Here is a 25,747-nt window from a genome sequence, read left to right on the forward strand (position 1 = left end):
GCCGGGCCATGCGCGTTCTGATCATCGAAGACGAAGAAAAAACCGCCGACTACCTGCACCGCGGCCTGACCGAACAGGGTTACACCGTGGACGTGGCAGGGGACGGCGTCGAAGGGCTGCACCTGGCCCTGGAAAGCGACTATGCGGTGATCGTGCTCGACGTCATGCTGCCGGGCCTCGACGGCTTTGGCGTGCTGCGGGCCCTGCGCGCCCGCAAGCAGACGCCGGTCATCATGCTCACCGCCCGCGAACGGGTCGAAGATCGCATCAAGGGCCTGCGCGATGGCGCCGACGATTATCTGGGCAAGCCGTTTTCGTTCCTGGAGCTAGTGGCCCGCCTGCAAGCCCTGACCCGCCGCAGCAGCGGCCATGAACCGGTGCAGGTGAGCATCGCCGACCTGTGGATCGACCTGATCAGCCGCAAGGCCAGCCGCGCCGGGCAGCGCCTGGACCTGACCGCCAAGGAGTTTTCGCTGCTCAGCGTGCTGGCTCGCCGCCAAGGCGAGATCCTTTCGAAAACCGCGATTGCCGAAATGGTCTGGGACATCAATTTCGACAGCGACGCCAACGTCGTCGAAGTGGCGATCAAACGCCTGCGGGCCAAGCTCGACGGGCCTTTCGAGCACAAGCTTCTGCATACCATCCGAGGGATGGGTTATGTGTTGGAGAATCGCGGTGAGTAACAGCATCGCCCTGCGCCTGAGCGGCATGTTCACGCTGGTGGCGGCGCTGGTGTTCCTGTTGATTGGCGGCGGCTTGTACCAGCAGGTCGAAAAAGGTCTCGGCCTGTTGCCGGAGGCGGAGCTCGACGCCCGCTACAGCGTGCTGGAGTCCACCGTCGGCCGCTATGGCACGCCGGAGCACTGGGTCAAGATCAACAACAAGCTGCGCTTGCTCGGCGAAGAGGACAAACGCATCCACTTCTGGATCGTCAGCGATGACCCGCGCTTTGAATACGGTAACCCCGATGCACAGATCCGTGCCTTCGCCGCAGGTCCATTGGGCAAACGTGACCTGAAGCTGGCGACGCAGCATTACCCGATGAAAGTGCTGGTGAGCCAGTTCCCGGCCAAGGACCAGCGGCCGCCGCTACGGTTCATGATCGGTATCGACACCGAGACCTTCTACCAGACTCAGCATCGTTTGCTGGTCGCGCTGGTGAGCCTGGCGATCGTCGGCGTGCTGCTGGCCTCGTTGCTGGGCTACTGGGTGGCGCGCATCGGCCTCAAGCCACTCATCAAGTTGTCGGACGAAGCCCGGCGCCTGGCCCCGCCCCGGCTCACCGGGCGCTTGCAATTGTCGCCGCTGCCACCGGAACTCAATCAGTTCGTCAGTTCCTTCAACGCAACCCTGGACCGCGTCGAGCAGGCGTATTCAAGGCTGGAGTCATTCAATGCCGACGTGGCCCATGAACTGCGCTCGCCACTGACCAACCTGATCGGCCAGACGCAGGTGGCGTTGACCCGTGGGCGCTCGGCAGAGCATTACTTCGAAGTGCTGCAATCGAACCTCGAAGAGCTGGAGCGACTGCGCTCGATCATCAACGACATGTTGTTCCTGGCCAGCGCCGACCAGGGCAGCAAGGCCACCAAGCTGACCACGACCTCCCTGGCCGATGAGGTGGCAACCACCCTTGATTATCTGGACTTCATCCTCGAAGACGCCCAGGTCCAGGTTCGCGTCAGCGGCGATGCCCAGGCCAGTATCGAGATCGCCCACCTGCGCCGGGCCTTGATCAATCTGCTGAGCAACGCCGTCCAGCACACCGCGCCCGGCCAGGTGATCGACGTGGACATCGAAGCCACCGGCGACCAGGTCACCCTGGGCGTCACCAATCCCGGCGAGCCTATCGCCGGCGAACACCTGCCGCGCCTGTTCGAGCGCTTCTACCGGGTCGACGTCTCCCGCAGCAACAGTGGCGCCAACCACGGCCTGGGCCTGGCCATCGTCAAGGCGATTGCGCTCATGCACGGCGGCGATGTATTCGTGCGCAGCGACCGTGGTGCCAATACCTTCGGGATCCGCTTGCCGGCCTGAGGAGCAAGCCCGCCCAAGGACAACACTGGGGGAGCGAGCCTGCTCGCGAAGTCGGCAGTCCATCCAACCTCGATGTCCATGCAATAAGCCACGATGTGGATTGCTCAATTCCAGTGTCACAAGCACAATCTTGCAAAAGGCCAGCATTGTCTGATGCCAGTCATCCGTTGTTAAAGATGAGCAGCCTATGGGAAGGATCCCAGCCACATGACAATGCAGATCGGAATCATGAGCACGAGCAGTGCAACACCCGGCAACATCCCGCTTTCGATACGTTCGGAACGGGTACTCGTTTTGGCCAGCTCGCTGGTTGTCATCGCCATCGTAGCTATCGTGACGTTCCTGCTGATCCGGGAACACGCCAGCGCGCAGCAGGCAGCGACGCGCGCGGCGAGCAACATTGTGCAGTTGATCGACGCCGACGTACTGCGCAATGTCGAACTCTACGATCTTTCGCTGCAAGGCCTGATTGCCGCAGCGAAACGCCAGGATCTCCAGGACGTTTCGCCAACGATCCGCCACCTCGCCCTGTTCGACCGCGCCACCGCAGCCCCTTATAAAGGCGACATATTGCTGCTCGACAAGCGCGGCGACGTGGTCGCCGATTCCGCTTCGGTCGAACCGCGCAAGGGCAATTACGCCGATCGGGAATATTTCCAGTCCCATCTGAAGGATCCGGGCCCGGGCATGAAGATCAGCCGTCCGTTCCGGGCCCGGAGCAGTCCGCATGATTGGCGCATCAGCTTCAGCTACCGCTTGAACGACGACCGGGGAGAGTTCATGGGTGTGGCCGAGGCTGCAATGCGCCTGGGCTACTTCAGCCAGCTCTTCAAGAGCTTGAACATCGGCCATGGCGGCACGGTCAACCTGGTCAGCCGCGACGGGATCCTGTTGGCTCAGGAGCCGCCTCTGGCCGAAGACATGATCGGCAAGGATTTCAGCAGCCGACCGAACTTCGTGCGGATCCTGCGCGAAGGCGATGGCAGTTTTACCAGCGTGTCCAGCGTGGATCAGAAGCAGCGGCTGTACACCTTTTCCCAGGTAGGTAATCTGCCGCTGGTCGTCGTGGTCGCGCTCTCTTCCCAAGAGGTTTTCGCGTCATGGCAACGCACGGCGCTGCTGGTCAGTGGCGCCACGGGCGCGCTGTGCTTCAGCTTGCTCTGGCTCACCTGGCTGCTGCGTCGGGAATTAAGACGCCGGCACACCGCTGAACGGGAACTGGCCCTGCTGGCATCCGTCGACCCGCTGACAGGCCTGGCCAACCGCCGGACGCTGGACCAGACGCTGCAACTGGAGTGGCTGCGCGCCCAGCGCTCCGGTCAACCGTTGTCGATCCTGATGATCGATGCCGACCACTTCAAGGCGCTCAATGATCGCCTGGGCCACCAGCGCGGTGACGAGGCGTTACGAACCCTGGCGCAACTGATCGGCGGGTACGTGCGCCGACCGGCCGACCTGGCGGCGCGTTATGGCGGTGAAGAGTTCTCGGTGGTGCTGCCGGAGACGACGACCGCAGGAGCGTTCACCATGGCGCAAAACATTCGCGAAGCCGTTGAGCAACTGCCCGGTGAATTGACCATGACAGTCAGTATCGGCATCGCTACGTGGGCGAACGGGCCTTACAACGAACTTGAGGCGTTGCTGCTCGCCGCCGACAAGGCGCTCTACCAGGCCAAGGCCAGCGGGCGTAATCGAGTTGTTTGTGCGATGTAAGCCTTGCTCCTGCTTTTGTGGCGAGGGAGCTTGCTCCCTCGCCACAAAAGCCTTTCGCAGCCGACATAAAACCCAGCCATAAAAAAAGGCCACCCGAAGGCAGCCCTTAAAAAACTAGAGAGGTTTTTTGCTTACACGGCCGCTACAGGGCGCATGTAAGAGATTGGTGCGGTGCTGGCGTCTTCGAACGTCACGACTTCCCAAGCGTCTTTCTGCTCAATCAACTTGCGCAGCAGCTGGTTGTTCAGTGCGTGGCCGGACTTGAAGCCCTTGAACTCACCAATCAGGCTGTTGCCCAGCAGGTAGAGGTCGCCGATTGCATCGAGGATCTTGTGTTTGACGAATTCGTCTTCATAACGAAGGCCGTCTTCGTTCAACACGCCATCGGAATCGACCACGATCGCGTTTTCCACACTGCCACCGAGTGCGAGGTTGTGCTTGCGCAGGTACTCGATATCACTCATGAAACCAAAGGTACGGGCGCGGCTGACTTCTTTAACGAACGAAGTGCTGGAAAAATCCACGCTTGCGCTCTGGGTGCGGTCACGGAAAACCGGGTGATCGAAATCGATCTCGAAGCTCACCTTGAAACCTTCGAAAGGGACAAAAGTGGCGCGCTTGTCGCCGTCTTCCACTGTCACTTCCCGCAGGATGCGGATGAACTTCTTGGCCGCGTCCTGCTCTTCCAGGCCAGCCGATTGAATCAGGAATACGAAAGGTCCGGCGCTGCCATCCATGATCGGGACTTCGGACGCGGAGAGCTCGACGTAGGCGTTATCGATGCCCAGGCCAGCCATGGCCGAGAGCAAATGCTCCACCGTGTCCACTTTGGTGTCACCGTTGACCAGCGTGGTCGACATAGTGGTTTCACCAACGTTTTCCGCGCGAGCAGGAATCTGCACCACAGGGTCGAGGTCGGCACGACAAAACACAATGCCGGTGTCGACAGGCGCGGGCTTGAGGGTCAGATAGACCTTCTCGCCGGAGTGCAGGCCGACACCTGTGGCACGGATAATATTCTTCAGGGTGCGTTGTTTAATCATGGCATGGGCCGCTTCAGCGCAAATTGCGAACTGGTATCAACAAAGGCTGGCGATGATAGCAGACCAGACCTTTGCTGAACACCAATCACCCGTATACCCCTGATACATTCCATCAATCGGCCTGACGACGCAGGAATGCCGGGATGTCCAGGTAATCCAGATCGTCTTGCGGATTCATCTTCGCGGCAGTCGCAGCACCGGCCTGGGCCTGGTTGCGCATGACGGTCGGACGGTCCAGGTCACGGTAGTTCACCGCGGGAGCTTCCTGACGAGCGGCAGCTTGCTGCTGTGGCTGCGAAGCCATGGCGGTCTGCACGGTGTTGTCGATCACCTTCATCGGTTTCTCGATTTTCGCGCCCAGGCCAGTGGCAACCACGGTCACGTGCAGTTCGTCACGCATGTCCGGATCGATAACGGTGCCGACCTTGACCATCGCGTGGTCGGAAGCGAACGCCTCGATGATACTGCCCACGTCGGAGTACTCGCCCAAGGACAAGTCCGGACCGGCGGTGATGTTTACCAGGATGCCGCGGGCGCCCTGCAGGTTCACATCTTCGAGCAGCGGGTTGCGGATGGCCGCTTCGGTGGCTTCACGTGCACGGTTCGGACCGCTGGCGCAGCCGGTGCCCATCATCGCCATGCCCATTTCGGACATCACGGTGCGTACGTCGGCAAAGTCGACGTTGATCATGCCCGGACGCTTGATGATGTCGGAGATACCGCGAACGGCACCGGCCAGTACGTCATCGGCCTTGGCGAAAGCCGACAGCAGGCTGGCGTCCTTACCGAGGATGGTCAGCAGCTTCTCGTTGGGGATGGTGATCAACGAGTCGACGCTTTCGCTCAGCGCGCGGATGCCTTCATCGGCGATCTGCATGCGCTTGCGGCCTTCGAACGGGAACGGACGGGTCACCACCGCAACGGTGAGGATGCCCATTTCCTTGGCCACTTCGGCAATGATCGGCGCTGCACCGGTACCGGTACCGCCGCCCATGCCAGTGGTGATGAACACCATGTTGGTGCCAGCCAGGACTTCAGCGATGCGCTCGCGATCTTCCAGGGCAGCCTGACGGCCAACCTCGGGATTCGCGCCGGCACCCAGGCCCTTGGTCACGCCGGTACCGAGTTGGAGGATGGTCCGGGCGCCGATGTTTTTCAGCGCCTGAGCATCGGTGTTGGCGCAGATGAACTCAACGCCTTCGATGTTGCTCTTGACCATGTGGTTGACAGCGTTGCCGCCGCCACCGCCGACACCGATTACCTTGATAACCGGGCTGGCGGGGATGTTGTCTACGAGTTCGAACATTTTCCCTCTCCTTTCATTCTCTAGTTTTTTCGCCTACTGCGTTTGTTGCCGTCTTGCAACGCCGGGCCTGAAACCCGACGCCTGAATCTGAAATCGTTTAGAAATTGCCCTTCACCCAAGCCTGGAGCCGCTCGAACAGCGGTGCCTTGGGCTCTTCGCTGCTATAGCTGTCACGGCTGCCGATGCCTGAGAACGAGATCCCGTCGGACTGCTTTTGCAGGCCGTACATCAACAGGCCCACACCAGTCGAATAGATCGGGTTGCGCACCACGTCATCCAGGCCCTTGACGCCATGGGGCACGCCCAGGCGCACCGGCATGTGGAAAATCTCTTCGGCCAGCTCGACCGCGCCTTCCATCTTCGACGTACCGCCGGTCAGCACGATGCCGGCCGGGATCAGGTCTTCGTAGCCGCTGCGGCGCAGTTCGGCCTGGATCAGCGTGAACAGTTCGTCGTAGCGCGGCTCGACCACTTCGGCCAGGGCCTGGCGCGACAATTCGCGCGGCGGACGGTCGCCGACGCTCGGCACCTTGATGGTTTCACCGGCACCGGCCAGCTTGGCCAGGGCGCAGGCGTAACGGATCTTGATTTCCTCGGCGTACTGGGTCGGGGTGCGCAGCGCCATGGCGATGTCGTTGGTCACCTGGTCGCCGGCAATCGGGATCACTGCCGTGTGGCGGATGGCGCCTTCGGTGAAGATCGCGATGTCGGTGGTGCCACCGCCGATGTCGACCAGGCACACGCCGAGTTCTTTCTCGTCGTCGGTCAGCACCGAGTAGGCCGAAGCCAGTTGCTCGAGGATGATGTCGTCGATTTCCAGGCCGCAGCGACGCACACACTTCTCGATGTTCTGCGCGGCGTTCACGGCGCAGGTGACCACGTGGACCTTGGCTTCCAGGCGTACGCCGGACATACCCAGAGGCTCGCGTACGCCTTCCTGGTTATCGATCACGTAATCCTGCGGCAGGGTGTGCAGCACCCGCTGATCGGCCGGAATCGCCACGGCCTGTGCCGCGTCGAGTACGCGCTCAAGGTCGGCGGAGCTGACTTCACGGTCCCGAATCGCCACGATGCCGTGGGAGTTCAGGCTGCGGATGTGATTGCCCGCGACACCGACGAACGCCGAGTGGATCCGGCAACCGGCCATCAGCTGCGCTTCTTCGATGGCGCGCTGGATCGATTGGACGGTGGACTCGATGTTCACCACCACGCCTTTCTTCAAGCCACGGGACGGGTGTGTACCGATCCCGACGATGACCAGCGTGCCGTCGTCCGCGACCTCGCCTACCAGCGCTACCACCTTGGAAGTGCCGATATCCAGACCGACGATCATTTTTCCGCTTTGCACGTTTGCCATGGGTCCTGCCTCTTCTTAATTCTTCGCGACGGCGGGTTCGGCCGTCGTCGGCGCTACAGGTTCCCGCCAGCCAACAGCGAGGCCGTTGGCGTAGCGCAGATCGATGCGCGCAATGTTCGTAATCTGTTCTTTGAGCGTCTTGTCATAGATGGCAATGAAGCGGCGCATCTTTTCCACCAGGTTGCCGCGCCCGAGCAACAGCTCGATGCCCGGCCCCGAGCTGCCCGCGCCAGTGGTCAGGAACCAGCTGCCGCGCTCACGCAATTCCAGGCGCGCGATGGAGAAGCCCAGTGGGCGCAACATCTGACTCAACACCTGGTATTGCTGCATCACTTGCTGCTGGGCCCGCTGTGGACCGAACAGTTGTGGCAAATGTTCATAATTGGCCAGTTCCCGTGGCGTAAACGCCTGGCCCTGATTGTTCAACAGCGACTCGTCGCCCCAACGGGCCACCGGCAACTGCTCTTCCAGACGAATCGACACCTGGTCCGGCCATACCCGCCGCACTTCGGCGTGGGCGATCCAGGGCATCTGCTCCAGCTCGGTGCGCATGCCCGCCAGGTCGATGGTGAAAAAGCTCGACGCGACGAACGGAGCGATCCGCTGCTGCACCGCCTGCTGGCTGATGTAGCTCAGGTCACCCTGGACGTTGATCCGGGCGATCGGCCGATCGGCATAAGGCAGCAGCCGCTGCGCGCCTTCATACGTGCCGAACCCCAATACCACCAGCATCACCGGCCAGAACAGGCTCTTGAGAAAGCCAAAATTGGCTTTCGGCAAGCGCGCCGACATCGGCTCTTTGGCCACCATTCGGCTGGCACCCCGCGGCACCGGCTTGCGACCGGGTGCGGATGGCTGATGACGAAGCGATGCGCCTTGCATGGCTTAACCCCTGGACTCTTGATTGCCGACACTGGCGGCCAGGATCGACAGCACCAGTTGCTGGAAATCCAGGCCGGCAGCGCGAGCCGCCATCGGGACCAGGCTGTGATCGGTCATGCCGGGGGCGGTGTTGACTTCCAGGAACCAGAACTGCCCATCGGCGTCCTGCATCACGTCCGCCCGCGCCCAACCGGCGATACCCAGCGCCTCACAGGCCTTGGCCGTGAGGTCCATCAATTGTTTTTCCTTGGCAGCGTCCAGCCCGCAGGGAATGCGGTACTGGGTGTCATTGGCGATGTACTTGGCGTCGTAGTCGTAGAACGTGTGGGGCGTGCCCAGCGCAATCGGGGGCAACACCTGGTCACGCAGGGTGGCGATGGTGAACTCGGGACCGGTGATCCATTGCTCGACCAACACTTGCGAATCGTAGGAACTGGCGTCCTTCCAGGCTGCGGTCAACTCAGGCAGCGAATTCACTTTCGCCATGCCGATACTTGAACCTTCATGGGCCGGTTTGACGATCAAAGGGAAGCCCAGTTCCGTCGCCGCCGAAATACAATCGGCCTCGGACGCCAGCACCGCGTGACGCGGCGTCGGGATGCCGAGGCTGTGCCAGACCTGTTTGGTGCGCAACTTGTCCATCGCCAGGGCGGAAGCCAGGATGCCACTGCCGGTGTAGGGGATGCCCAGGCATTCGAGCAAGCCCTGCATGCTGCCGTCTTCGCCGCCACGGCCATGAAGGATGATGAAGGCGCGATCGATCTTTTCGCTCAGCAGGCGCTGCAGGAAGTCGTCGCCCACGTCGATGCCGAATGCGTCGACGCCGGCGCTTTGCAGGGCTTGCAGCACGGCGTTGCCGGACTTGAGAGAGACCTCGCGCTCGGCGCTCTTGCCACCGAACAGCACGGCCACGCGGCCGAAGGCTTTCGGATCAAGGGTCGAGACCAGGTTGGCGTAGGCAGCAGTCATTTCAGTTTCCCCTCGCTGGAGGCCACGGTGGCTCCGGCGAATAACGGACTTTTCAACAGTTTCGGGGCCAGGCCACCGATATCACCGGCGCCCTGGCAGAGCAGGATGTCGCCGGCGCGCAGCAGCGGCTTGACCAGCGGCGCGAGGTCCACGCCGCGGTCGATGTAGATCGGGTCCAACTGGCCGCGCTGGCGGATGCTGTGGCACAGCTGACGGCTGTCGGCGCCCGGGATCGGCTCTTCGCCGGCCGGGTAGACTTCCATCAACAGCAGCACGTTGGCGTCGGCCAGCACCTGGACGAAATCGTCGTACAGGTCGCGGGTGCGGCTGTAGCGGTGCGGCTGGTAGACCATCACCAGCCGACGCTCCGGCCAGCCACCGCGCACGGCCTTGATCACCGCCGCGACTTCGGTCGGGTGATGGCCGTAGTCGTCCACCAGCATCACGTTGCCGCCGTCCACCGGCAGCTCGCCGTAGACCTGGAAGCGTCGACCCACGCCCTGGAACCCCGACAGGCCCTGGACGATGGCTTCATCGCTGACGCCTTCGTCGGTGGCGATGCAGATGGTCGCCAGCGAGTTGAGCACGTTGTGGTTGCCGGGCATGTTCACCGACACGTCCAACGGCTCGCGATCAGGACGCAGCACGGTGAAGAACGTCTGCATGCCCTGCTGGCGCACGTTGATGGCGCGCACGTCGGCGTCTTCGCCAAAGCCGTAGGTCACGGTCGGACGCTTGATCAGCGGCAGGATTTCGCGCACCACAGGATCGTCCAGGCACACCACCGCCAGACCGTAGAACGGCAGGTTGTGGAGGAATTCGACGAAGGTTTTCTTCAGTTTGTTGAAGTCACCGTCGTAGGTCGCCATGTGGTCGGCGTCGATGTTGGTGACCACGGCCACCAGCGGTTGCAGGTGCAGGAAACTTGCATCGCTCTCGTCGGCTTCGGCGATCAGGTAGCGGCTGGTGCCCAGTTGGGCGTTGGTGCCCGCGGCGTTCAGGCGCCCACCGATCACGAACGTCGGGTCCAGGCCACCGGCAGCGAACACCGAGGCGATCAGGCTGGTGGTGGTGGTCTTGCCGTGAGTACCGGCGACGGCGATGCCGTGGCGATAGCGCATCAGCTCGGCGAGCATCTCGGCGCGCGGCACCACGGGGATGCGACGCTCCAGGGCGGTGGCGACTTCCGGGTTGGAAGTGTTCACGGCGCTGGAGACCACCAGCACATCGGCGTTGGCGGCGTTCTCGGCACGATGGCCGATGAAAATCTGTGCACCGAAGGATTCCAGGCGCTCAGTGACCGGCGAAGCCTTCAGGTCGGAACCCGAGACCTGGTAACCCAGGTTCAGCAACACCTCGGCGATCCCGCACATGCCCACGCCGCCGATCCCGACGAAGTGGATGCGGCGGATGCGGCGCATTTCCGGCTGCGGCATGGCTTTACGATTCTCAACCATGGGCCACCTCCAGGCAGGTATCGACCACTTGGGCCGTGGCATCGGGTTTGGCCAGGCGGCGCGCGGCGCGGGCCATGTCTTCGAGTGTTTGCGGCTGCATCAAGACCTCTGTCAGGCGCGCGGCTAGATCCGCGGCGCCAGTCGTTCTTTGTGGCATCAGGAAGGCAGCGCCTTCGCGGGCCAAATAATCGGCGTTGCGGGTCTGGTGATCGTCGATGGCGTGGGGCAAAGGCACCAGCATCGAGGGCAGACCGGCGGCAGCCAGTTCACTGACGGTCAGCGCGCCTGCGCGGCAGACCACCAGGTCGGCCCAGCCATAGGCTTGGGCCATGTCTTTGATGAAAGGCTGCACTTGCGCCTCGACGCCAACGGCGCGATAGCGCTCGGCGGTCACTTCATCGTGGTTTTTGCCAGCCTGGTGAAACACTTCAGGGCGCAATTCGGCGGCGACCTGGGACAAGGCTTCGGGCAGCAGTTTGTTCAACGGTTCCGCTCCCAGACTTCCACCCAGGATCAGCAAACGCGCCTTGCGTCCGGCCAGGGCCGGGCGCGGTGTATCGAGGAACAGCTCCGTGCGCACCGGGTTACCGGTGGTGCGACGGCTGCCCGACAGGGTAAAGGTGTCGGGGAAGGCTTCACACACTCGAGCGGCCAACGGCACCAGTAACCGATTGGCGGTACCAGCGACCGCGTTCTGCTCATGAACGATCACCGGTACACCGGCCAGTTTTGCCGCGACGCCGCCAGGACCGGTCACATAACCGCCGAAGCCGACGACACACACCGGCCGCAGCCGACGGATGACCGCCCGCGCCTGCCAGATCGACTTGAGCAGCATCAGCGGTGCCTTGAGCAGCGACAGCTTGCCTTTGCCCCGCAGGCCACTGGCGTTGATCCGATGCAGCTCGAGGCCGGCGGCGGGTACCAGTTCATTCTCGATGCCCCGGGGCGTGCCGAGCCAGTGCACGGTGTAGCCGCGCGCCTGGAACTCCCGGGCACAGGCCAGCGCCGGGAATACATGCCCGCCGGTTCCGCCCGCCATGATCAGCACGTTAGCGCCCATGAGTCGGCTCCTCGGCGAAGTCGCTTTCATGGAATTCCATTTCTTCACTGCCCAGGTGGGTTCGACTTTCCCACTCGATGCGCAGCAACAAGCCGAGGCAGGCACAGCAGATCACCAGGGAGCTGCCGCCATAACTGAGGAACGGCAGCGTCAGGCCCTTGGTAGGCAGCAGACCGACGTTCACCCCGATGTTGATCAGGAACTGGCCGATCCAGAGGAACGACAGGCCGTACGCCACGTACGCGGCAAAGAACTGCTTGGCCTTCTCGGCCCACAAGCCGATGTACATGCCGCGCACACAAACGAAGACGAACAGCGCGACGGTGCACAGGGAACCCACTACCCCCAGCTCCTCGGCGAGAACCGAGAACACGAAGTCAGTGTGAGCTTCCGGCAGGTAGAACTGCTTTTGCACACTGTTGCCCAGGCCCACGCCCAGCCACTCGCCGCGACCGAAGGCGATCAACGCCTGGGTCAACTGGTAGCCGGAACCGAACTGGTCGGCCCACGGATCGGTAAAGGTGATCAGGCGCGCCATCCGGTACGGCTGGGCCTGCACCAGGACGGTCACTGCCGCGAACGCCAGCGCTACCATCAGGGTGAAGCGGAACAGCCCGACACCGCCGAGGAACAGCATTGCGGCCGCCGCGCCCATCATCACCACCGTCGCGCCGAAGTCCGGCTCCATCAGCAGCAGGCCGGCCATCGGCAGCAGCACGATGAACGGCTTGAAGAAGCCCATCCAGCTCTCGCGCACTTCTTTCTGACGACGCACCAGGTACCCGGCGAGGTAGATCACCACAAAGACCTTGGCGATTTCCGAAGGCTGCACGTTGAAGAAGCTGAAGCCAATCCAGCGCATGGAGCCGTTGACCTCGCGGCCGATACCCGGCACCAGCACCATCACCAGCAGGCCGAAGGCACCCAGCAACATCAGCCAGCCCAGGCGTTGCCAGGTGGCGATCGGCACCATCATGGTGACAATGCACGCGCCCAGGCCGATCACCAGGTAAATCAGGTGGCGGATCATGTGGTAGAGGGTGTTGCCCGATTGCACGGCGGCCACTTCCGACGAGGCGGAGGTGATCATCACCAGGCCCAGGCCGAGCAGCGCCAGGCAGCCGGCGAGCATCGGGAAGTCCAGGTCGATACCGCGACCGGTAATCAGCGGCGACGGGTACGGCTTGATGATGTTCATCAGGCTCATGCCAAGTCCTCCGCAGCCCGGGCGAACAGTTGCCCGCGCTCTTCGTAATTCTTGAACATGTCGAAACTGGCGCAGGCCGGCGACAACAGCACGGCATCGCCCGGTTGCGCGAGGGCACGGCATTGCTGCACGGCTTCGTCCAGCGAAGCGACGCGAACCTGCGGCACGGCATCGCCGAGGGCCTGGGCGATCAGTTCGCGATCGCGGCCCATCAGCACCACGGCACGACAGTTGGCCGCCACCGGATCGCGCAGGTCTTTAAAATCGGCACCCTTGCCGTCGCCACCGGCGATCAGCACGAGCTTGCCCTGGATGTCCGCGCCGAGGCCTTCGATGGCAGCCAGGGCGGCGCCAACATTGGTGGCCTTGGAATCGTTGTACCAGGCCACGCCATCCAGGTCGCGCACCCACTGGCAGCGGTGCTCGAGCCCGGCAAAGCTGCGCAGCGCCGAAAGCATGGCGTCGAACGGCAGCCCGACGGCATGCCCGAGGGCGAGCGCGGCCAAGGCATTGGCCTGGTTATGGGCGCCGCGAATCTTCAGTTCGCGCACCGGCATCAGGTTCTGGAATTCGAAGGCCAGATACTTCTCGCCGTTCTCTTCGCGCAAACCGAAGCCTTTGAAATCTGGAGCGCCGAGGCCGAAAGTCCAGCATGGCAGCCCTTCGCTCATCAGCGGACGGGTCAAGGCGTCCTGGCGGTTGAACACCACTTGCCGGGCACCACGGAAAATCCGGTGCTTGGCCAGGTGATAGGCCGGCAGGCCGCTGTAGCGGTCCATGTGGTCTTCGCTGATGTTCAGCACGGTGGCCACTTCAGCGCCTAGGTGATCGGTGGTCTCGAGCTGGAAGCTCGACAGTTCCATGACGTACAGCTCGACCTCGTCGCTGAGCAGATCCAGCGCCGGGGTGCCGAGGTTACCGCCTACGGCGACACGCTTGCCGGCGGCCGCGGCCATTTCACCGACCAGCGTGGTGACGGTGCTTTTCGCATTGGAACCGCTGATGGCGACAATCGGCGCCTTGGCGTTGCGCGCGAACAGCTCGATATCGCCGGACAATTTCACGCCACGGGCGGCGGCAGCCTGCAGGGCCGGGGTCGCCAGGGCCAGGCCGGGGCTCACGTAGAGTTCGTCGGCGCGGCACAGGAACTCGACGTCCAGCTCGCCACAACGCACATCCACCTGGGGATAGTCACGACGCAGCGTGGCCAGCTCAGGCGGATTTTCCCGCGTATCGGCGACGGCAAACGACACACCCCGGTTCGCCAGGAAGCGAACCAGGGACATGCCGCTCTTGCCGAGGCCGACAACGATGCGGAAGTGGTCAGAAGCGATCAGGGACACTCGTTCTACCTCAGCTTCAGGGTGGCAAGGCCGATCAGCACGAGAATCACGGTGATGATCCAGAAACGGACGATCACGCGCGGCTCGGGCCAGCCCTTGAGTTCAAAGTGGTGGTGTATCGGCGCCATGCGAAATACCCGGCGGCCGGTCAATTTAAAGGAAGCAACCTGAATGACGACTGACAGGGTCTCCATCACGAACACGCCGCCCATGATGAACAGGACGATTTCCTGGCGAACGATGACGGCGATGGTGCCCAGGGCCGCGCCCAGCGCCAGCGCACCGACGTCGCCCATGAAGACTTGCGCCGGGTAGGTGTTGAACCAGAGAAAGCCCAGGCCGGCACCGATCAGCGCGCCGCAGAATACGATCAGCTCGCCCGCCCCCGGCACATAAGGAATCAGCAGGTATTCAGCGAATTTCACGTTACCCGACAGGTAGCAGAAGATTCCCAGCGCACCACCGACCATCACCGTCGGCATGATCGCCAGGCCGTCGAGGCCGTCGGTGAGGTTGACCGCGTTGCTCGAACCGACGATCACCAGGTAGGTCAGCACGATGAAACCTGCGCCCAGCGGGATGCTGTAGTCCTTGAGCATCGGCAGGATCAGAGTGGTTTCCACCGGCGAGGCGGCGGTCATATAAAGGAAGATCGCCGCGCCGAGGCCGAACACCGACTGCCAGAAATATTTCCAGCGGCTTGGCAGCCCACGGGAGTTCTTCTCGATGACCTTGCGGTAGTCGTCGACCCAGCCAATGGCGCCGAAAAACAGCGTCACCAGCAGCACGACCCAGACGTAACGGTTCGCCAGGTCGGCCCAGAGCAAGGTGCTGATACCGATGGACGACAGGATCAGCGCGCCGCCCATGGTCGGGGTGCCGGATTTGGACAGATGCGACTGCGGGCCGTCGTTACGAACCGACTGGCCGATCTGCAGGCTCTGCAGGGTGCGGATCATCCACGGGCCCAGGAACAGCGACAACGACAACGCGGTCAGCACACCCAGGATCCCGCGCAGGGTCAGGTACTGGAAGACCGCGAAGCCTTTGTGGAACTGTTGCAGGTACTCCGCTAGCAGCAGCAGCATTAATGTTTCTCCATACGGGTGCCGCACAAAGCCGCAACGATGTTTTCCATCGCCGCACTGCGTGAGCCCTTGATCAATAGGGTGGTGTTCGGGTCTTGCTCGGCGCCCAGGGCCTGGATCAGCTCGGCCTGCGTGGTGAAATGCTGTGCGTGCTCGCCAAACGCCGCCACGGCGTGGGCCATCATCGGGCCGACGGCGTACAGCGCATCGACCTTGCCGCGCGCGTAGGCACCAACATCGTGATGGCCTTGCTGCGCCCACTCGCCCAATTCACCGATATCCCCGAGCACCAGCACGGTGCGACCGGAGAAACCGGCAAGGATATCCACAGCAGCGCACATGGACGTCGGGTTGGCGTTGTAGGTGTCGTCGATTACCCGCATGCCGTTGCTCGCCAACTGCGCGACGCTACGGCCCTTCACCGGCTGTACGGCGTTCAACCCGGCGACAATGCCCGGCAGCGAAATACCCAGCGCATGAGCGGCGGCCGCGGCGGCCAGGGCATTGGCAACGTTATGCGTGCCAAGCAGGTTCAACTGCACGCGCTCCGCGCCATCAGGGCTGTGCAGGTTGAAAGCCGGGCAACCACGGGCGTCGCGATCCAGGTCGCTGGCGTAGAAATTCGCCGCCAGGTTGCTCAGGGCGAAGGTCAGCACCTTGCGCTCCCCGGCCCGGGTCTTCCAGATTTCGAAAGCTTTATCGTCGAGATTGAGCACGGCGACGCCATCGTCAGCCAGCCCTTCGATGATCTCGCCCTTGGCCTCGACAATTTTCTCGGGGCCGCCGAACTCGCCGACATGGGCGGTCCCGGCGTTGTTGAGCACCGCCACGTGAGGCTTGGTCATGCCGACCGTGTAGGCAATCTCGCCGAGCCGCGAAGCGCCGAGCTCGATGACCGCGGCGCTGTGCTCCGGCGCCAGTTCCAACAGGGTCAAAGGCACGCCGAGGTCATTGTTCAGGTTGCCACGGGTCGCCAGGACCGGACCGCGCGTGCGCAGGATGCTCGCGAGCATTTCCTTGACCGTGGTCTTGCCGCTGGAGCCGGTGATGGCCGCGACCGGATTGGCAAACGCCGCGCGATTCAGCGCACCGAGCTGGCCCAGGGCCTGGCGAGTGTCACTGACCAGCAACTGCGGCAGCGTGCTGTTGCTTACTTCCCGCTCGACCAGTGCCGCGACCGCGCCTTTGGCTGCCACCTCGTTGAGGTAATCGTGACCGTCGAAACGTGGTCCGGCCAGGGCGACGAACAACTGCCCCGGCGCGATCGCGCGGCTGTCGATGCTGACGCCGTCGAACGAGGCGTCCGCGGCGATCAGGCGCGCATTCAAAGCGTTGGTCAGCTCGCTGAGCTTCAAGGCCTTAAGCATGGGCCACCTCCCATGCGGTCAGGGCGTGATCGGCTTCCACCAGATCGGAAAAGGCCTGGCGCACGCCGTTTATCTCCTGGTAGTCCTCGTGCCCCTTGCCGGCCAGGACGATGACATCGTCCGCCGAAGCGCTGGCGATCAATTGGGCAATGGCCTGGCCACGCCCGGCCACGAAGGTGACGTTGTCGACCTCCGAGAAACCGGCGCGGATGTCGTCGAAAATGCGCGCTGGATCTTCACTGCGCGGATTGTCATCGGTGACCAGCACGCCATCGGCCAGTCGTTCCACGACCTCGGCCATCAATGGGCGCTTGCCGCGATCACGATCGCCGCCGCAGCCGAACAGACAGAGCAACTTGCCCTTGGCGTGCGGGCGCAGGGCCGTGAGGACTTTTTCCAGTGCATCGGGGGTATGCGCATAGTCGACCACCACCAGCGGCTGGGTTCCGCCGCCCAGGCGCTGCATGCGGCCGGCCGGGCCTTCGAGTTTCGGCAGCACCTTGAGAATTTCGTCCAGGGCATAGTCCAGCCCGAGCAAGGCGCCAATGGCGGCCAACACGTTGCTCAGGTTGAAACGCCCCAGCAAGGTGCTGCGCAAGTGGTGTTCGCCCTGGGGCGTGACCAGCGTGGCGCGCACGCCTTCGTCATCGAACTGCGCCTGACGGATATAAAGGTAGGCGCTGGGGTCTTCCTGGCTGTAGGTGATCAACCGGGACTCGCGTTGCTCGGCGGCCAGCTGGCGGCCGAACTCGTCATCAATGTTGATGACCCGGCACTTCAGGTCGTTCCAGGCGAACAGCCTGGCCTTGGCCTCGCCGTAGGCTTGCATGGAGCCGTGGTAGTCCAGGTGATCCCGGGACAGGTTGGTCAGCACCGCGACGTCGAATGCCAGTGCAGTGACGCGACCCTGATCGAGGCCATGGGAAGAGACTTCCATCGCCACGGCCTTGGCGCCGGCCTTCTTCAGGTCGGCCAGGGTCGCCTGCACGGCAATCGGGTTCGGCGTGGTGTGCAGGCCGCTTTGCAGCGCGCCATGGAAACCGTTGCCCAGCGTTCCGACGATGCCGCAATGCTGGCCGAGCAGATCCAGCGCCTGCGCCACCAACTGGGTAACGCTGGTCTTGCCGTTCGTGCCGGTCACGCCGATCAGGTTCAGGTGACGGCTCGGTTCGCCATAAAAACGCCCGGCGATGTCCGACAGCTGCGCCGCCAGTCCCTTGACCGGAATCAGCGGAACATCGGTGATCGGCAGCACGGTTGCGCCGTTCACTTCATAAGCCACCGCCGCCGCGCCGCGCTTCAAGGCGTCGGCGATGTGGTCCCGACCATCAAAACGGCCACCCGGCACCGCCAGGAACAGGTCTCCGGCGCGCACGTCGCGGCTGTCGAGGGCCAGCTCGCGAATCAGCAGGTCATGCCCGGCGTGGGCAAAAATCTTGTTCAGGCTCAGGGACATCAGCCACGCCCTCCGTCGGCTTTCAGGGGGACGACCGGGGCGGTACTCGCCTGCTGGGTCGGCGGCAGGTTATCCGGGGTGATATTCATCAGGCGCAGGGTGCCGGACATCACTTTGCTGAACACCGGCGCCGATACCAGGCCGCCGAAATAACCGGCCTTGCTCGGTTCGTCGATGACCACCACGATGGCATAGCGCGGGTCGCTCATCGGCCCGAAGCCGGCGAACAGCGAACGATAGGAATTCTCGGCATAACCTTTGGTGCCCACGGAAGTCTTGCGCGCCGTACCGGACTTGCCGGCAACGTGATAGGCCGGAACCTGAGCGCGATAGACACCGCGCGGCGCCTCGATCACCTGTTGCAGCATGCCCTGCATGGTCTTGGCGACGTCCTCAGGGATTACCTGGGTGGTTTGCGGCGCCTTGTCGGTCTTGATCAGCGTCAGCGGGGCAATACGGCCATTGTTGGCCAGCGCGGAAAACGCGTGGACGAGCTGGATCGCCGTCACGGAAACACCGTAGCCGTAGGACAGAGTGGCTGTTTCCGCCTTGCGCCATTCACGATAGTTGGGCAGGTTGCCGACGCGCTCGCCTGGGAAGCCCAGGCCCGTGTCCTGGCCAAGGCCGATCTTCTGGGCCAGGCGATAAATCGCCTCGCCACCGATATCGAAGGCGATCTTGCTCATGCCGACGTTACTGGAGTTGATCAGGATGCCGGTCAGGTCGAGCACCGGTCCTTCGGTCTTGGATACGTCACGAATGGTGTACTTGCCGATCTGCAACGTGCCCGGATAGACCTCGACGGTGTCGCTCGGCTTCCAGCGCCCGGTTTCCAGGGCGGCGGCCATGGACACGGCCTTCATCGTCGAACCGGGTTCGAACACGTCGATCATCGCGCGGTTGCGCATCATTGCCGGCTGCAGGTTGCGACGGTTGTTCGGGTTGTAGGTCGGCTGGTTGACCATGGCGAGGATCTCGCCGGTCTTCACGTCCATGATCACCAGGCTGCCGGCCTTGGCACCGTTCTCGACGATGGCGTTGCGCAGCTCGCGGTTGGCCAGGTATTGCAGGCGCAGGTCAATGGACAACGCCAAGGGCTTGCCGGCCTTGGCGTTTTTGGTGACCTGGACATCCTTGATCAGCCTGCCGCGCCGATCCTTGATGACCTGGCGCTTGCCGGCGACACCGGCGAGCCATTCGTCGTAGGCCAGCTCGACCCCTTCCCGTCCCCGGTCATCGATGTCGGTAAACCCGACCATATGGGCGGTGACCTCACCGGCCGGATAAAAACGCCGAAACTCTTCGATGCCGTAGACGCCCGGCACTTTCAGGTCGAGCACGCTCTGGCCTTGCTCGGGCGTCAGCCCGCGCACCAGATAGATGAATTCCTTGTTGGCCTGGGCTTCGAGGCGTTCGGTCAGAGCCTTGGGGTCCTGGCCGAGGGCGGCAGCCAGCGCCGGCCACTTCTCCTTGGCCTGCTGCATTTCCTTGGCGTTCGCCCACAAGGTGGTCACCGGGGTACTGACAGCCAGCGGCTCGCCATTGCGGTCGGTGATCAGGCCACGGTGAGCCGGGATCGGGATATGACGCACGCTACGGGCGTCGCCCTGCTCCTTGAGGAAGTCACGGTCGACTACTTGCAAGTCGATGATGCGCCACGAGATGGCCGCGACCATGATCCCGAGCAAACCCAGGACCAGGCGGAACCGCCACGGGAACAGCGCCCCTTCGAGCTTCATCATGGCGCCACCATTTGCACTTCGGCCGCACCGGGGATGCGCATCTTCAGTTGTTCGGTCGCCAGGACTTCGATACGGCTGTGGGCGGTCCAGGTACTTTGCTCCAGGATCAACCGCCCCCACTCGGCCTGCGCCTTGTCGCGCACGCTGAGCTCGTTGTAAAGGGTGTTGAGCAACTGCCGGTTCCAATGCGCGCTGTAAGACACGGCAATGGCCGACACGAGCACGCCAATAAACAGCAGCAGCATGAAAAAGCTGCCGCCTGGCAGGGGCTTGGCGAAGAGCTTGCTCACCGCAACTTCTCCGCGACACGCATGACGGCACTACGGGCGCGAGGGTTGGCCTTGAGCTCGGCCTCGGAGGCGAACTGCGCTTTGCCATGAATCTTGATTTTCGGTACGAAGGCCTCGAAACGCACCGGCAGATTGCGCGGCAGGTTATCGGCTTCGCCTTTGGTGAGCTTGCGCATGAACAGCTTGACGATACGGTCTTCCAGGGAATGGAAGCTGATCACCACCAGGCGCCCACCGATTTCCAGCGCCTCGAGAGCGGCTTCGAGACCGGCCTCAAGATCGCCCAATTCGTTGTTGACGTGGATACGCAGCCCTTGGAAAGCCCGGGTCGCCGGGTTCTTGCCTTTTTCCCAGGCAGGGTTGGCAACCTTCAGCACTTCGGCCAGATCACCGGTACGCTCGAACGGCTTGATGTCGCGACGCTCGACCACCGCGCGCGCCATGCGCCCGGAAAAACGTTCCTCGCCGTATTCCTTGAACACGCGGGCGATTTCTTCTACGGACGCGGTATTGACGAACTCAGCCGCGCTGATGCCACGGGACGGATCCATGCGCATGTCCAGCGGACCGTCGTTGAGAAAACTGAAGCCGCGTTCCGGGTCGTCCAGCTGCGGCGAGGACACGCCCAGGTCAAGCAACACGCCACTGACCTTGCCTGCCAGGCCGCGCTGGGCGACTTCCGAACCGAGCTCCGCAAAGCTGCGCTGCACAACGACAAAGCGGCCGTCTTCGGCCGCTAGCGCTTGCCCGGTGGCAATCGCTTGAGGATCCTTGTCGAACCCCAGCAGCCGACCGTCCGGACCAAGCTGGCTGAGAATCAGCCGGCTATGCCCGCCACGCCCGAACGTGCCGTCCAGATAGCAGCCATCAGGACGTACGGCGAGAGCCTCGACGGCTTCGTCAAGCAGTACGGTGATGTGGTTAAAGCCGCTATCAGTAGTCACAGGATCAAATCACGCAGTTCATCAGGCATGGCGCCCGGTTGTTGAATAGCAGCAAGGTCGGCGGCAGAAACCGCATTCCAGGCATCTTCGTCCCATAGCTGGAACTTGTTCAGTTGGCCCACCAGCATCGCGCGCTTGTCCAGCCTGGCGTACTCGCGCAGACGCGGCGGCACCAGGAAACGACCGCTGCCGTCGAGTTCGAGGTCGACGGCATTACCGATCAGCAAGCGTTGCAGGCGACGGTTCTCTTCCCGCAGCGAAGGCAGTGCGCGCAGTTTGGTTTCGATGATTTCCCACTCATCGAGAGGGTAAACGCATAGACATGGATCAACGGCGTCGATCGTGACGATTAACTGCCCTGAACTTCGCGAAACGAGCTCGTCACGATACCGGCTCGGCATGGCGAGACGGCCTTTTGCATCGAGACTGATAGCGTTAGCTCCGCGAAACACGTCAGCGTTTCTCCACTTTTTGGCGTTTTACCTTCAAAAAAACCCACTTCATGCCACTTTCCGCCACTTGCGCACACTATAGGAATGCGCCCACCGCACCGTCAAGGCACGGAACGAAGGAAAAGCCTTATAGATCGGAGATTTAGGAGCGTTTCAGGAGGGGTAACAAGAAACTGACGTAGGAAAATTCGCTTTAACTCGAAGGCACACAGGGGGCTGCACGCAGAAGTTAAAGTGATTTATTAAGAGTAAGATTTTTTTGATCTTAGGAACTGCTTCTGCCATTGATTCCGGCAGGGTGGGAAAAGGTGGAGAGTCGATCTGTAAGCCGGGTTCTGTCTTGAACAGTCATTCGTCTACGATGGCCATCACTGGACACCTTTAGCAACCTACCCGGTCCCAGCGCGGGCCACGCCTTGGGACCCTATTTGGTCTTGCTCCAAGTGGGGTTTACCTAGCCACGAACTGTTGCCAGTCGTGCGGTGCGCTCTTACCGCACCTTTTCACCCTTACCGGCGCCGAAGCGCTTAGGCGGTTATTTTCTGTGGCACTTTCCGTAGGCTCGCGCCTCCCAGGCATTACCTGGCACTTCGCCCTATGGAGCCCGGACTTTCCTCCCCCCCCTAATTTTCATAGAGGGCAGCGACTGTCCGATCGACTCTCCGCCGCGAAGGTTAACGGTAGCGCGCCCGAAGAACAAGCGCTAAAAGCCCTTGGCCAGCTTGGCGCGCCGGTTTCATTGGGCCTTCTGTTTATCCAGCGCAGCCTGATACAGCACATTCTTGCGCTCGCCGGTGATCTGCGCGGCGAGGGCCGCCGCTCGCTTGAGGGGCATTTCCTCCAGCAACAGATCAAGGATGCGCATTGCTTCGCCGCTGACCGCGTCTTCGTCCTGGGGCGGTGTCCAGCCCGCGACCAGCACCACACACTCGCCACGCTGCTGATTGCTGTCACTCTCGACAAACGCACGCAACTGCGCCAGAGGCAGCCCCTTCAAGGTCTCGAAGGTTTTCGTCAGTTCCCGAGCCAGCAATGCCTGGCGCTCGGGACCGAACACCAGCTCCATGTCCTGGAGACATTCGAGGATACGGTGCGGCGCCTCATAAAAGATCAGCGTTCGAGGTTCCTCCTTTATAGCTTCCAGGCGCCCTCGCCGCCCCACCGCCTTGGCCGGCAGGAAACCTTCGAAGATAAACCGGTCCGATGGCAAGCCGGCCGCCGACAACGCCGCGATCAATGCGCAGGCACCTGGCACCGGCACTACATTGATACCGGCAGCGCGGGCCTGGCGCACCAGGTGGTAACCCGGATCGGAAATCAGCGGCGTGCCGGCATCGGAAATCAGCGCCACATTGTCGCCGGCCAGCAGACGGGTAATGAAACGACTGCCTTCGTCCCGTTCGTTATGTTCATGGCAAGCTGCCAATGGCGTGGAAATACCGAAGTGCTGCAGCAGACGCTGGGAGTGACGCGTGTCTTCGGCGGCGATAAGGGCGACCTCGCCAAGGATCTTCAGCGCGCGGGCGCTGATATCGTCCAGGTTGCCGATGGGCGTCGCCACCACGTAAAGCGAGCCGGCAGCGGAATTCAAAGCACCTGGAGCAGTCAAAGCGCACACCTCATGATCATGAAAGTGGGCATTGTAGCGTGTGCCGCCATTCTCAGCCGCTCACATTAACCCTTGCTCCCTCGCCACAGGTCAGACACTCGAGTGAGCAGCAGCTTTGTGCTGCAATGCACGCTTTGAAATACCTAAATTGATCGATTCACACCACTAACATCGCGCCCCGGCCAGTGCTTGGGTACAATTCGACGCTAATTTGATCTCGTATCAGGAACACTTACATGATCGCTTGCCTGCGGCTGCTCTCCGCCCTCTGCCTCGCTGCCCTCCTGGCGGCTTGCGTCAGCTCGCCCTCGTCCAGCCTTGGCGAACTTCCACGGACCCCGGACGCCAGTATCGAGCAATTGCTCGAACAGGCCGCCCAGAGTAAAACCCCGGAACAGGCCGCCCTGCTGCGCTTGAGCGCCGCCGACCTGGCCTACCGCCAGGGCAATGCCGGCCAGTCCGCACAGATCCTGCAACAAGTGCCGATGGAGCAGCTCAAGCCCGGCCAGCAGATTTTCGCCAACACGCTGTCGGCCGAACTGGCGATGACGCGCAACCAGCCCAAGGCCGCGCTGACTTCGCTGAGCCATCCGAGCCTGCAGCACCTGAGCGAAATGCCCGTGGAGCAGCAAGTCCGCACCGGTACCGTCCGCGCTCGCGCCCTGGAGGCCGATGGCCAGACCCTGGCCGCTGCCCGCGAACGGATCTTCATTGCTCCGCTGCTTGAAGACGAAGCAAAGGCAAAAAATCACGAAGCCATCTGGACACTGATCGCCTCGCTGCCCACTGATCAACTGCAACCGACCACTACCGACGATCTTGGTGGCTGGCTGAGCCTGGCCAAAGCCGTGAAAACCGCCGGCACCCTGGAGCAGCAGCAAGCCGCCATCGACAGCTGGCGCGAACAGAACCCGAAACACCCGGCCGCACTCCAGTTGCCGACGCCACTGGTCAAGCTCAAGGAGCTGGCAAGCCAGCCACTGGGCAAGATCGCCGTGTTGCTACCGCAGAATGGCCCGCTGGCCGCGGTCGCAAAAGCACTGCGCGAAGGCTTCATGGCCGCGCATTACCAAGCCCAACAGGCCGGGCAGAAGCCGCCGAGCATCCAGTTCTATGACAGCGCCAGCCTGACCTCGATGGACGACTTCTATCGCAAGGCCCAGGCCGACGGCGTACAGCTGGTGGTCGGCCCGCTGGAAAAACCATTGGTCAAACAGATCAGCACACGCCCGCAATTGCCGATCACCACCCTGGCGTTGAACTACAGCGAAGGCGAACAAGGCCCGCCGCAACTGTTCCAGTTCGGCCTGGCGCCTGAAGACGAAGCCCGCGAAGTCTCCCGGCGCGCCCGCGCCGACGGCCTGCATCGCGCAGCCGTGATGGTGCCGAAAGGCGAATGGGGCGATCGCGTATTGAAAGCCTTCAGTCAGGATTGGCAGACCAATGGCGGGACCATCATGGCAATCGAGCGTGTCGACCAGCCGGTGCAACTGGCCCAGCAGATCGCCGACATGTTCCAGCTGCGCCAGAGCGAAGGTCGCGCCAAGAGCCTGCAAAGCACGGTAGGCACCGCGGTCGCGGCGCAGCCATCGCGTCGCCAGGATATCGAGTTCATTTTCCTCGCGTCGACCCCGCAGCAGGCCCAGCAGATCAAGCCGACCCTGAACTTCCAGTACGCCGGCGACGTGCCGGTCTACGCGACCTCCTCGGTGTTCAGCGTCAGCGGCGACCAGAACCAGTACAACGACATGAACGGCGTTCGCTTCTGCGAAACCCCATGGCTGCTAGACGCGAACGATCCGCTGCGCCAGCAGGTCACCGCGCAGTGGCCCCAGGCGGCCGGCAGCCTGGGCCGGCTGTACGCGATGGGCGCTGACGCCTATCGCCTGGCTCCGCGCCTCGGCCAGCTCAAGGCCCTGCCGGACAGCCGCATCGAAGGCCTGTCGGGCAGCCTGGCTGTCTCCCCGACCCAGCGCGTGCAACGTCAACTCCCTTGGGCGCAGTTCGTCAACGGCCAGGTCCAGCGCCTGCCGGACACTCCGCGCTGATGCCCGACCGATCGCGCCAGCAAAGCGGCAGGGATGCCGAGGGCCTCGCCCTCGCGCATCTTGAGCAACACGGCCTGCGACTGCTGGCGCAAAACTGGCTGTGCAAACGCGGCGAGCTGGATCTGGTCATGCTTGACGGCGATACAGTAGTATTCGTCGAAGTCCGCTACAGAAAAAATACCCAATGGGGTGGCGCGCTCGACAGCATTGACCAGCGCAAGCGCCAGAAGCTGGTTTTCGCGGCGCAGTATTTCCTGCAACGCGAGTCTCGCTGGGCCGATCATCCTTGTCGCTTCGACGTGGTTGCCATCGATAGCAACGTCGACCAACTGAATTGGCTGCAAAACGCCTTCGACAGTTGAGCGCAGCCGAGC

Annotated in this window: 22 protein-coding genes and 1 other RNA gene; 5 read left to right on the forward strand and 18 right to left on the reverse strand. The window is 62.6% G+C overall.

Features of this window, described 5'->3' with window-relative positions:
• Positions 1-8: 8 nt before the first annotated feature.
• The 3 genes from J3P94_RS22670 to J3P94_RS22680 all read left to right on the forward strand — a co-directional run bounded on the left by J3P94_RS22670 (position 9) and on the right by J3P94_RS22680 (position 3,750).
• Positions 9-683 (forward strand): heavy metal response regulator transcription factor, encoded by a 675-nt coding sequence (locus J3P94_RS22670; protein ID WP_434569732.1) that lies wholly within the window; start codon positions 9-11, stop codon positions 681-683.
• Positions 658-2,037 (forward strand): heavy metal sensor histidine kinase, encoded by a 1,380-nt coding sequence (locus J3P94_RS22675; protein ID WP_434569733.1) that lies wholly within the window; start codon positions 658-660, stop codon positions 2,035-2,037. Before J3P94_RS22670 ends, J3P94_RS22675 begins: the two co-directional genes overlap by 26 nt.
• A 228-nt stretch (positions 2,038-2,265) precedes the next feature.
• Positions 2,266-3,750, forward strand: coding sequence for a sensor domain-containing diguanylate cyclase (locus J3P94_RS22680; protein ID WP_434574280.1), 1,485 nt, complete (start codon positions 2,266-2,268; stop codon positions 3,748-3,750).
• A gap of 131 nt (positions 3,751-3,881) precedes the next feature.
• On the opposite strand, the gene lpxC is transcribed toward J3P94_RS22680, so the two are convergent.
• The 18 genes from lpxC to rsmI form a co-directional block, all read right to left on the reverse strand.
• A complete protein-coding gene (gene lpxC, locus J3P94_RS22685; RefSeq protein WP_030139673.1) occupies positions 3,882-4,793 on the reverse strand; it encodes a UDP-3-O-acyl-N-acetylglucosamine deacetylase in 912 nt (303 codons plus the stop codon).
• 112 nt (positions 4,794-4,905) lie between these two features.
• Positions 4,906-6,099 (reverse strand): cell division protein FtsZ, encoded by a 1,194-nt coding sequence (gene ftsZ / locus J3P94_RS22690; RefSeq protein WP_305496634.1) that lies wholly within the window; start codon positions 6,097-6,099, stop codon positions 4,906-4,908.
• 97 nt (positions 6,100-6,196) lie between these two features.
• The gene (gene ftsA, locus J3P94_RS22695; RefSeq protein WP_058542749.1) at positions 6,197-7,456 is read right to left on the reverse strand and encodes a cell division protein FtsA; all 1,260 of its coding nucleotides are present in this window, start codon (positions 7,454-7,456) and stop codon (positions 6,197-6,199) included.
• A gap of 15 nt (positions 7,457-7,471) precedes the next feature.
• Complete coding sequence (locus J3P94_RS22700) at positions 7,472-8,338, reverse strand: cell division protein FtsQ/DivIB (protein WP_434569734.1); 867 nt, start codon at positions 8,336-8,338, stop codon at positions 7,472-7,474.
• Between the two features lie 3 nt (positions 8,339-8,341).
• Complete coding sequence (locus tag J3P94_RS22705; RefSeq protein ID WP_305496638.1) at positions 8,342-9,307, reverse strand: D-alanine--D-alanine ligase; 966 nt, start codon at positions 9,305-9,307, stop codon at positions 8,342-8,344.
• Positions 9,304-10,764, reverse strand: coding sequence for a UDP-N-acetylmuramate--L-alanine ligase (gene murC / locus J3P94_RS22710; protein WP_305496639.1), 1,461 nt, complete (start codon positions 10,762-10,764; stop codon positions 9,304-9,306). Before murC ends, J3P94_RS22705 begins: the two co-directional genes overlap by 4 nt.
• Entirely contained in the window at positions 10,757-11,827 is a 1,071-nt protein-coding gene (gene murG / locus J3P94_RS22715) for an undecaprenyldiphospho-muramoylpentapeptide beta-N-acetylglucosaminyltransferase (protein ID WP_434569735.1), read from the reverse strand. The genes murC and murG overlap by 8 nt, the downstream gene beginning before the upstream one ends.
• Positions 11,817-13,034 (reverse strand): putative lipid II flippase FtsW, encoded by a 1,218-nt coding sequence (gene ftsW / locus J3P94_RS22720; protein WP_370870999.1) that lies wholly within the window; start codon positions 13,032-13,034, stop codon positions 11,817-11,819. The genes murG and ftsW overlap by 11 nt, the downstream gene beginning before the upstream one ends.
• Positions 13,031-14,377, reverse strand: a complete 1,347-nt coding sequence (murD, locus tag J3P94_RS22725; RefSeq protein ID WP_434569736.1) for a UDP-N-acetylmuramoyl-L-alanine--D-glutamate ligase — start codon at positions 14,375-14,377, stop codon at positions 13,031-13,033. The genes ftsW and murD overlap by 4 nt, the downstream gene beginning before the upstream one ends.
• Before the next feature lie 5 nt (positions 14,378-14,382).
• Positions 14,383-15,465 (reverse strand): phospho-N-acetylmuramoyl-pentapeptide-transferase, encoded by a 1,083-nt coding sequence (gene mraY, locus J3P94_RS22730; protein WP_030139681.1) that lies wholly within the window; start codon positions 15,463-15,465, stop codon positions 14,383-14,385.
• Positions 15,465-16,832, reverse strand: coding sequence for a UDP-N-acetylmuramoyl-tripeptide--D-alanyl-D-alanine ligase (locus tag J3P94_RS22735; RefSeq protein ID WP_434569737.1), 1,368 nt, complete (start codon positions 16,830-16,832; stop codon positions 15,465-15,467). Before J3P94_RS22735 ends, mraY begins: the two co-directional genes overlap by 1 nt.
• The gene (locus J3P94_RS22740) at positions 16,825-18,288 is read right to left on the reverse strand and encodes a UDP-N-acetylmuramoyl-L-alanyl-D-glutamate--2,6-diaminopimelate ligase (RefSeq protein WP_434569738.1); all 1,464 of its coding nucleotides are present in this window, start codon (positions 18,286-18,288) and stop codon (positions 16,825-16,827) included. The genes J3P94_RS22735 and J3P94_RS22740 overlap by 8 nt, the downstream gene beginning before the upstream one ends.
• Positions 18,288-20,027: a peptidoglycan D,D-transpeptidase FtsI family protein gene (locus J3P94_RS22745; protein ID WP_305501351.1), complete on the reverse strand. Its 1,740-nt coding sequence runs from the start codon at positions 20,025-20,027 to the stop codon at positions 18,288-18,290. Before J3P94_RS22745 ends, J3P94_RS22740 begins: the two co-directional genes overlap by 1 nt.
• Positions 20,027-20,320, reverse strand: a complete 294-nt coding sequence (gene ftsL / locus J3P94_RS22750) for a cell division protein FtsL (RefSeq protein WP_003178214.1) — start codon at positions 20,318-20,320, stop codon at positions 20,027-20,029. Before ftsL ends, J3P94_RS22745 begins: the two co-directional genes overlap by 1 nt.
• A complete protein-coding gene (gene rsmH, locus J3P94_RS22755; protein WP_305496646.1) occupies positions 20,317-21,264 on the reverse strand; it encodes a 16S rRNA (cytosine(1402)-N(4))-methyltransferase RsmH in 948 nt (315 codons plus the stop codon). The genes ftsL and rsmH overlap by 4 nt, the downstream gene beginning before the upstream one ends.
• Positions 21,261-21,716: a division/cell wall cluster transcriptional repressor MraZ gene (mraZ, locus tag J3P94_RS22760; protein ID WP_186530428.1), complete on the reverse strand. Its 456-nt coding sequence runs from the start codon at positions 21,714-21,716 to the stop codon at positions 21,261-21,263. The genes rsmH and mraZ overlap by 4 nt, the downstream gene beginning before the upstream one ends.
• Before the next feature lie 308 nt (positions 21,717-22,024).
• Positions 22,025-22,378: RNase P RNA component class A (gene rnpB, locus J3P94_RS22765), an RNA gene on the reverse strand.
• A gap of 74 nt (positions 22,379-22,452) precedes the next feature.
• On the reverse strand, positions 22,453-23,325 hold the full coding sequence (gene rsmI, locus J3P94_RS22770) for a 16S rRNA (cytidine(1402)-2'-O)-methyltransferase (protein WP_434569739.1): 873 nt from the start codon (positions 23,323-23,325) through the stop codon (positions 22,453-22,455).
• A gap of 236 nt (positions 23,326-23,561) precedes the next feature.
• On the opposite strand from rsmI, the gene J3P94_RS22775 reads away from it, so the two are divergent.
• Both J3P94_RS22775 and J3P94_RS22780 read left to right on the forward strand, forming a co-directional pair.
• Positions 23,562-25,373, forward strand: coding sequence for a penicillin-binding protein activator (locus J3P94_RS22775; RefSeq protein WP_434569740.1), 1,812 nt, complete (start codon positions 23,562-23,564; stop codon positions 25,371-25,373).
• Complete coding sequence (locus tag J3P94_RS22780) at positions 25,373-25,735, forward strand: YraN family protein (protein ID WP_434569741.1); 363 nt, start codon at positions 25,373-25,375, stop codon at positions 25,733-25,735. Before J3P94_RS22775 ends, J3P94_RS22780 begins: the two co-directional genes overlap by 1 nt.
• Positions 25,736-25,747: the final 12 nt, after the last annotated feature.

It is taken from the genome of Pseudomonas sp. Z3-8, assembly GCF_051131975.1.
Lineage (GTDB): Bacteria > Pseudomonadota > Gammaproteobacteria > Pseudomonadales > Pseudomonadaceae > Aquipseudomonas.

Bases quoted from the DNA above. Each gene is read 5' to 3' on its own strand.
- J3P94_RS22680 (WP_434574280.1), top strand. From the start codon at position 2,266: ATGAGCACGAGCAGTGCAACACCCGGCAACATCCCGCTTTCGATACGT.
- ftsZ (WP_305496634.1), bottom strand. From the start codon at position 6,099: ATGTTCGAACTCGTAGACAACATCCCCGCCAGCCCGGTTATCAAGGTA.
- J3P94_RS22705 (WP_305496638.1), bottom strand. From the start codon at position 9,307: ATGACTGCTGCCTACGCCAACCTGGTCTCGACCCTTGATCCGAAAGCC.
- J3P94_RS22700 (WP_434569734.1), bottom strand. From the start codon at position 8,338: ATGCAAGGCGCATCGCTTCGTCATCAGCCATCCGCACCCGGTCGCAAG.
- murG (WP_434569735.1), bottom strand. From the start codon at position 11,827: ATGGGCGCTAACGTGCTGATCATGGCGGGCGGAACCGGCGGGCATGTA.
- mraY (WP_030139681.1), bottom strand. From the start codon at position 15,465: ATGCTGCTGCTGCTAGCGGAGTACCTGCAACAGTTCCACAAAGGCTTC.
- J3P94_RS22745 (WP_305501351.1), bottom strand. From the start codon at position 20,027: ATGAAGCTCGAAGGGGCGCTGTTCCCGTGGCGGTTCCGCCTGGTCCTG.
- J3P94_RS22675 (WP_434569733.1), top strand. From the start codon at position 658: ATGTGTTGGAGAATCGCGGTGAGTAACAGCATCGCCCTGCGCCTGAGC.
- J3P94_RS22670 (WP_434569732.1), top strand. From the start codon at position 9: ATGCGCGTTCTGATCATCGAAGACGAAGAAAAAACCGCCGACTACCTG.
- J3P94_RS22780 (WP_434569741.1), top strand. From the start codon at position 25,373: ATGCCCGACCGATCGCGCCAGCAAAGCGGCAGGGATGCCGAGGGCCTC.
- J3P94_RS22775 (WP_434569740.1), top strand. From the start codon at position 23,562: ATGATCGCTTGCCTGCGGCTGCTCTCCGCCCTCTGCCTCGCTGCCCTC.
- ftsW (WP_370870999.1), bottom strand. From the start codon at position 13,034: ATGAGCCTGATGAACATCATCAAGCCGTACCCGTCGCCGCTGATTACC.
- J3P94_RS22735 (WP_434569737.1), bottom strand. From the start codon at position 16,832: ATGCTTAAGGCCTTGAAGCTCAGCGAGCTGACCAACGCTTTGAATGCG.
- ftsA (WP_058542749.1), bottom strand. From the start codon at position 7,456: ATGGCAAACGTGCAAAGCGGAAAAATGATCGTCGGTCTGGATATCGGC.
- murC (WP_305496639.1), bottom strand. From the start codon at position 10,764: ATGGTTGAGAATCGTAAAGCCATGCCGCAGCCGGAAATGCGCCGCATC.
- J3P94_RS22740 (WP_434569738.1), bottom strand. From the start codon at position 18,288: ATGTCCCTGAGCCTGAACAAGATTTTTGCCCACGCCGGGCATGACCTG.
- lpxC (WP_030139673.1), bottom strand. From the start codon at position 4,793: ATGATTAAACAACGCACCCTGAAGAATATTATCCGTGCCACAGGTGTC.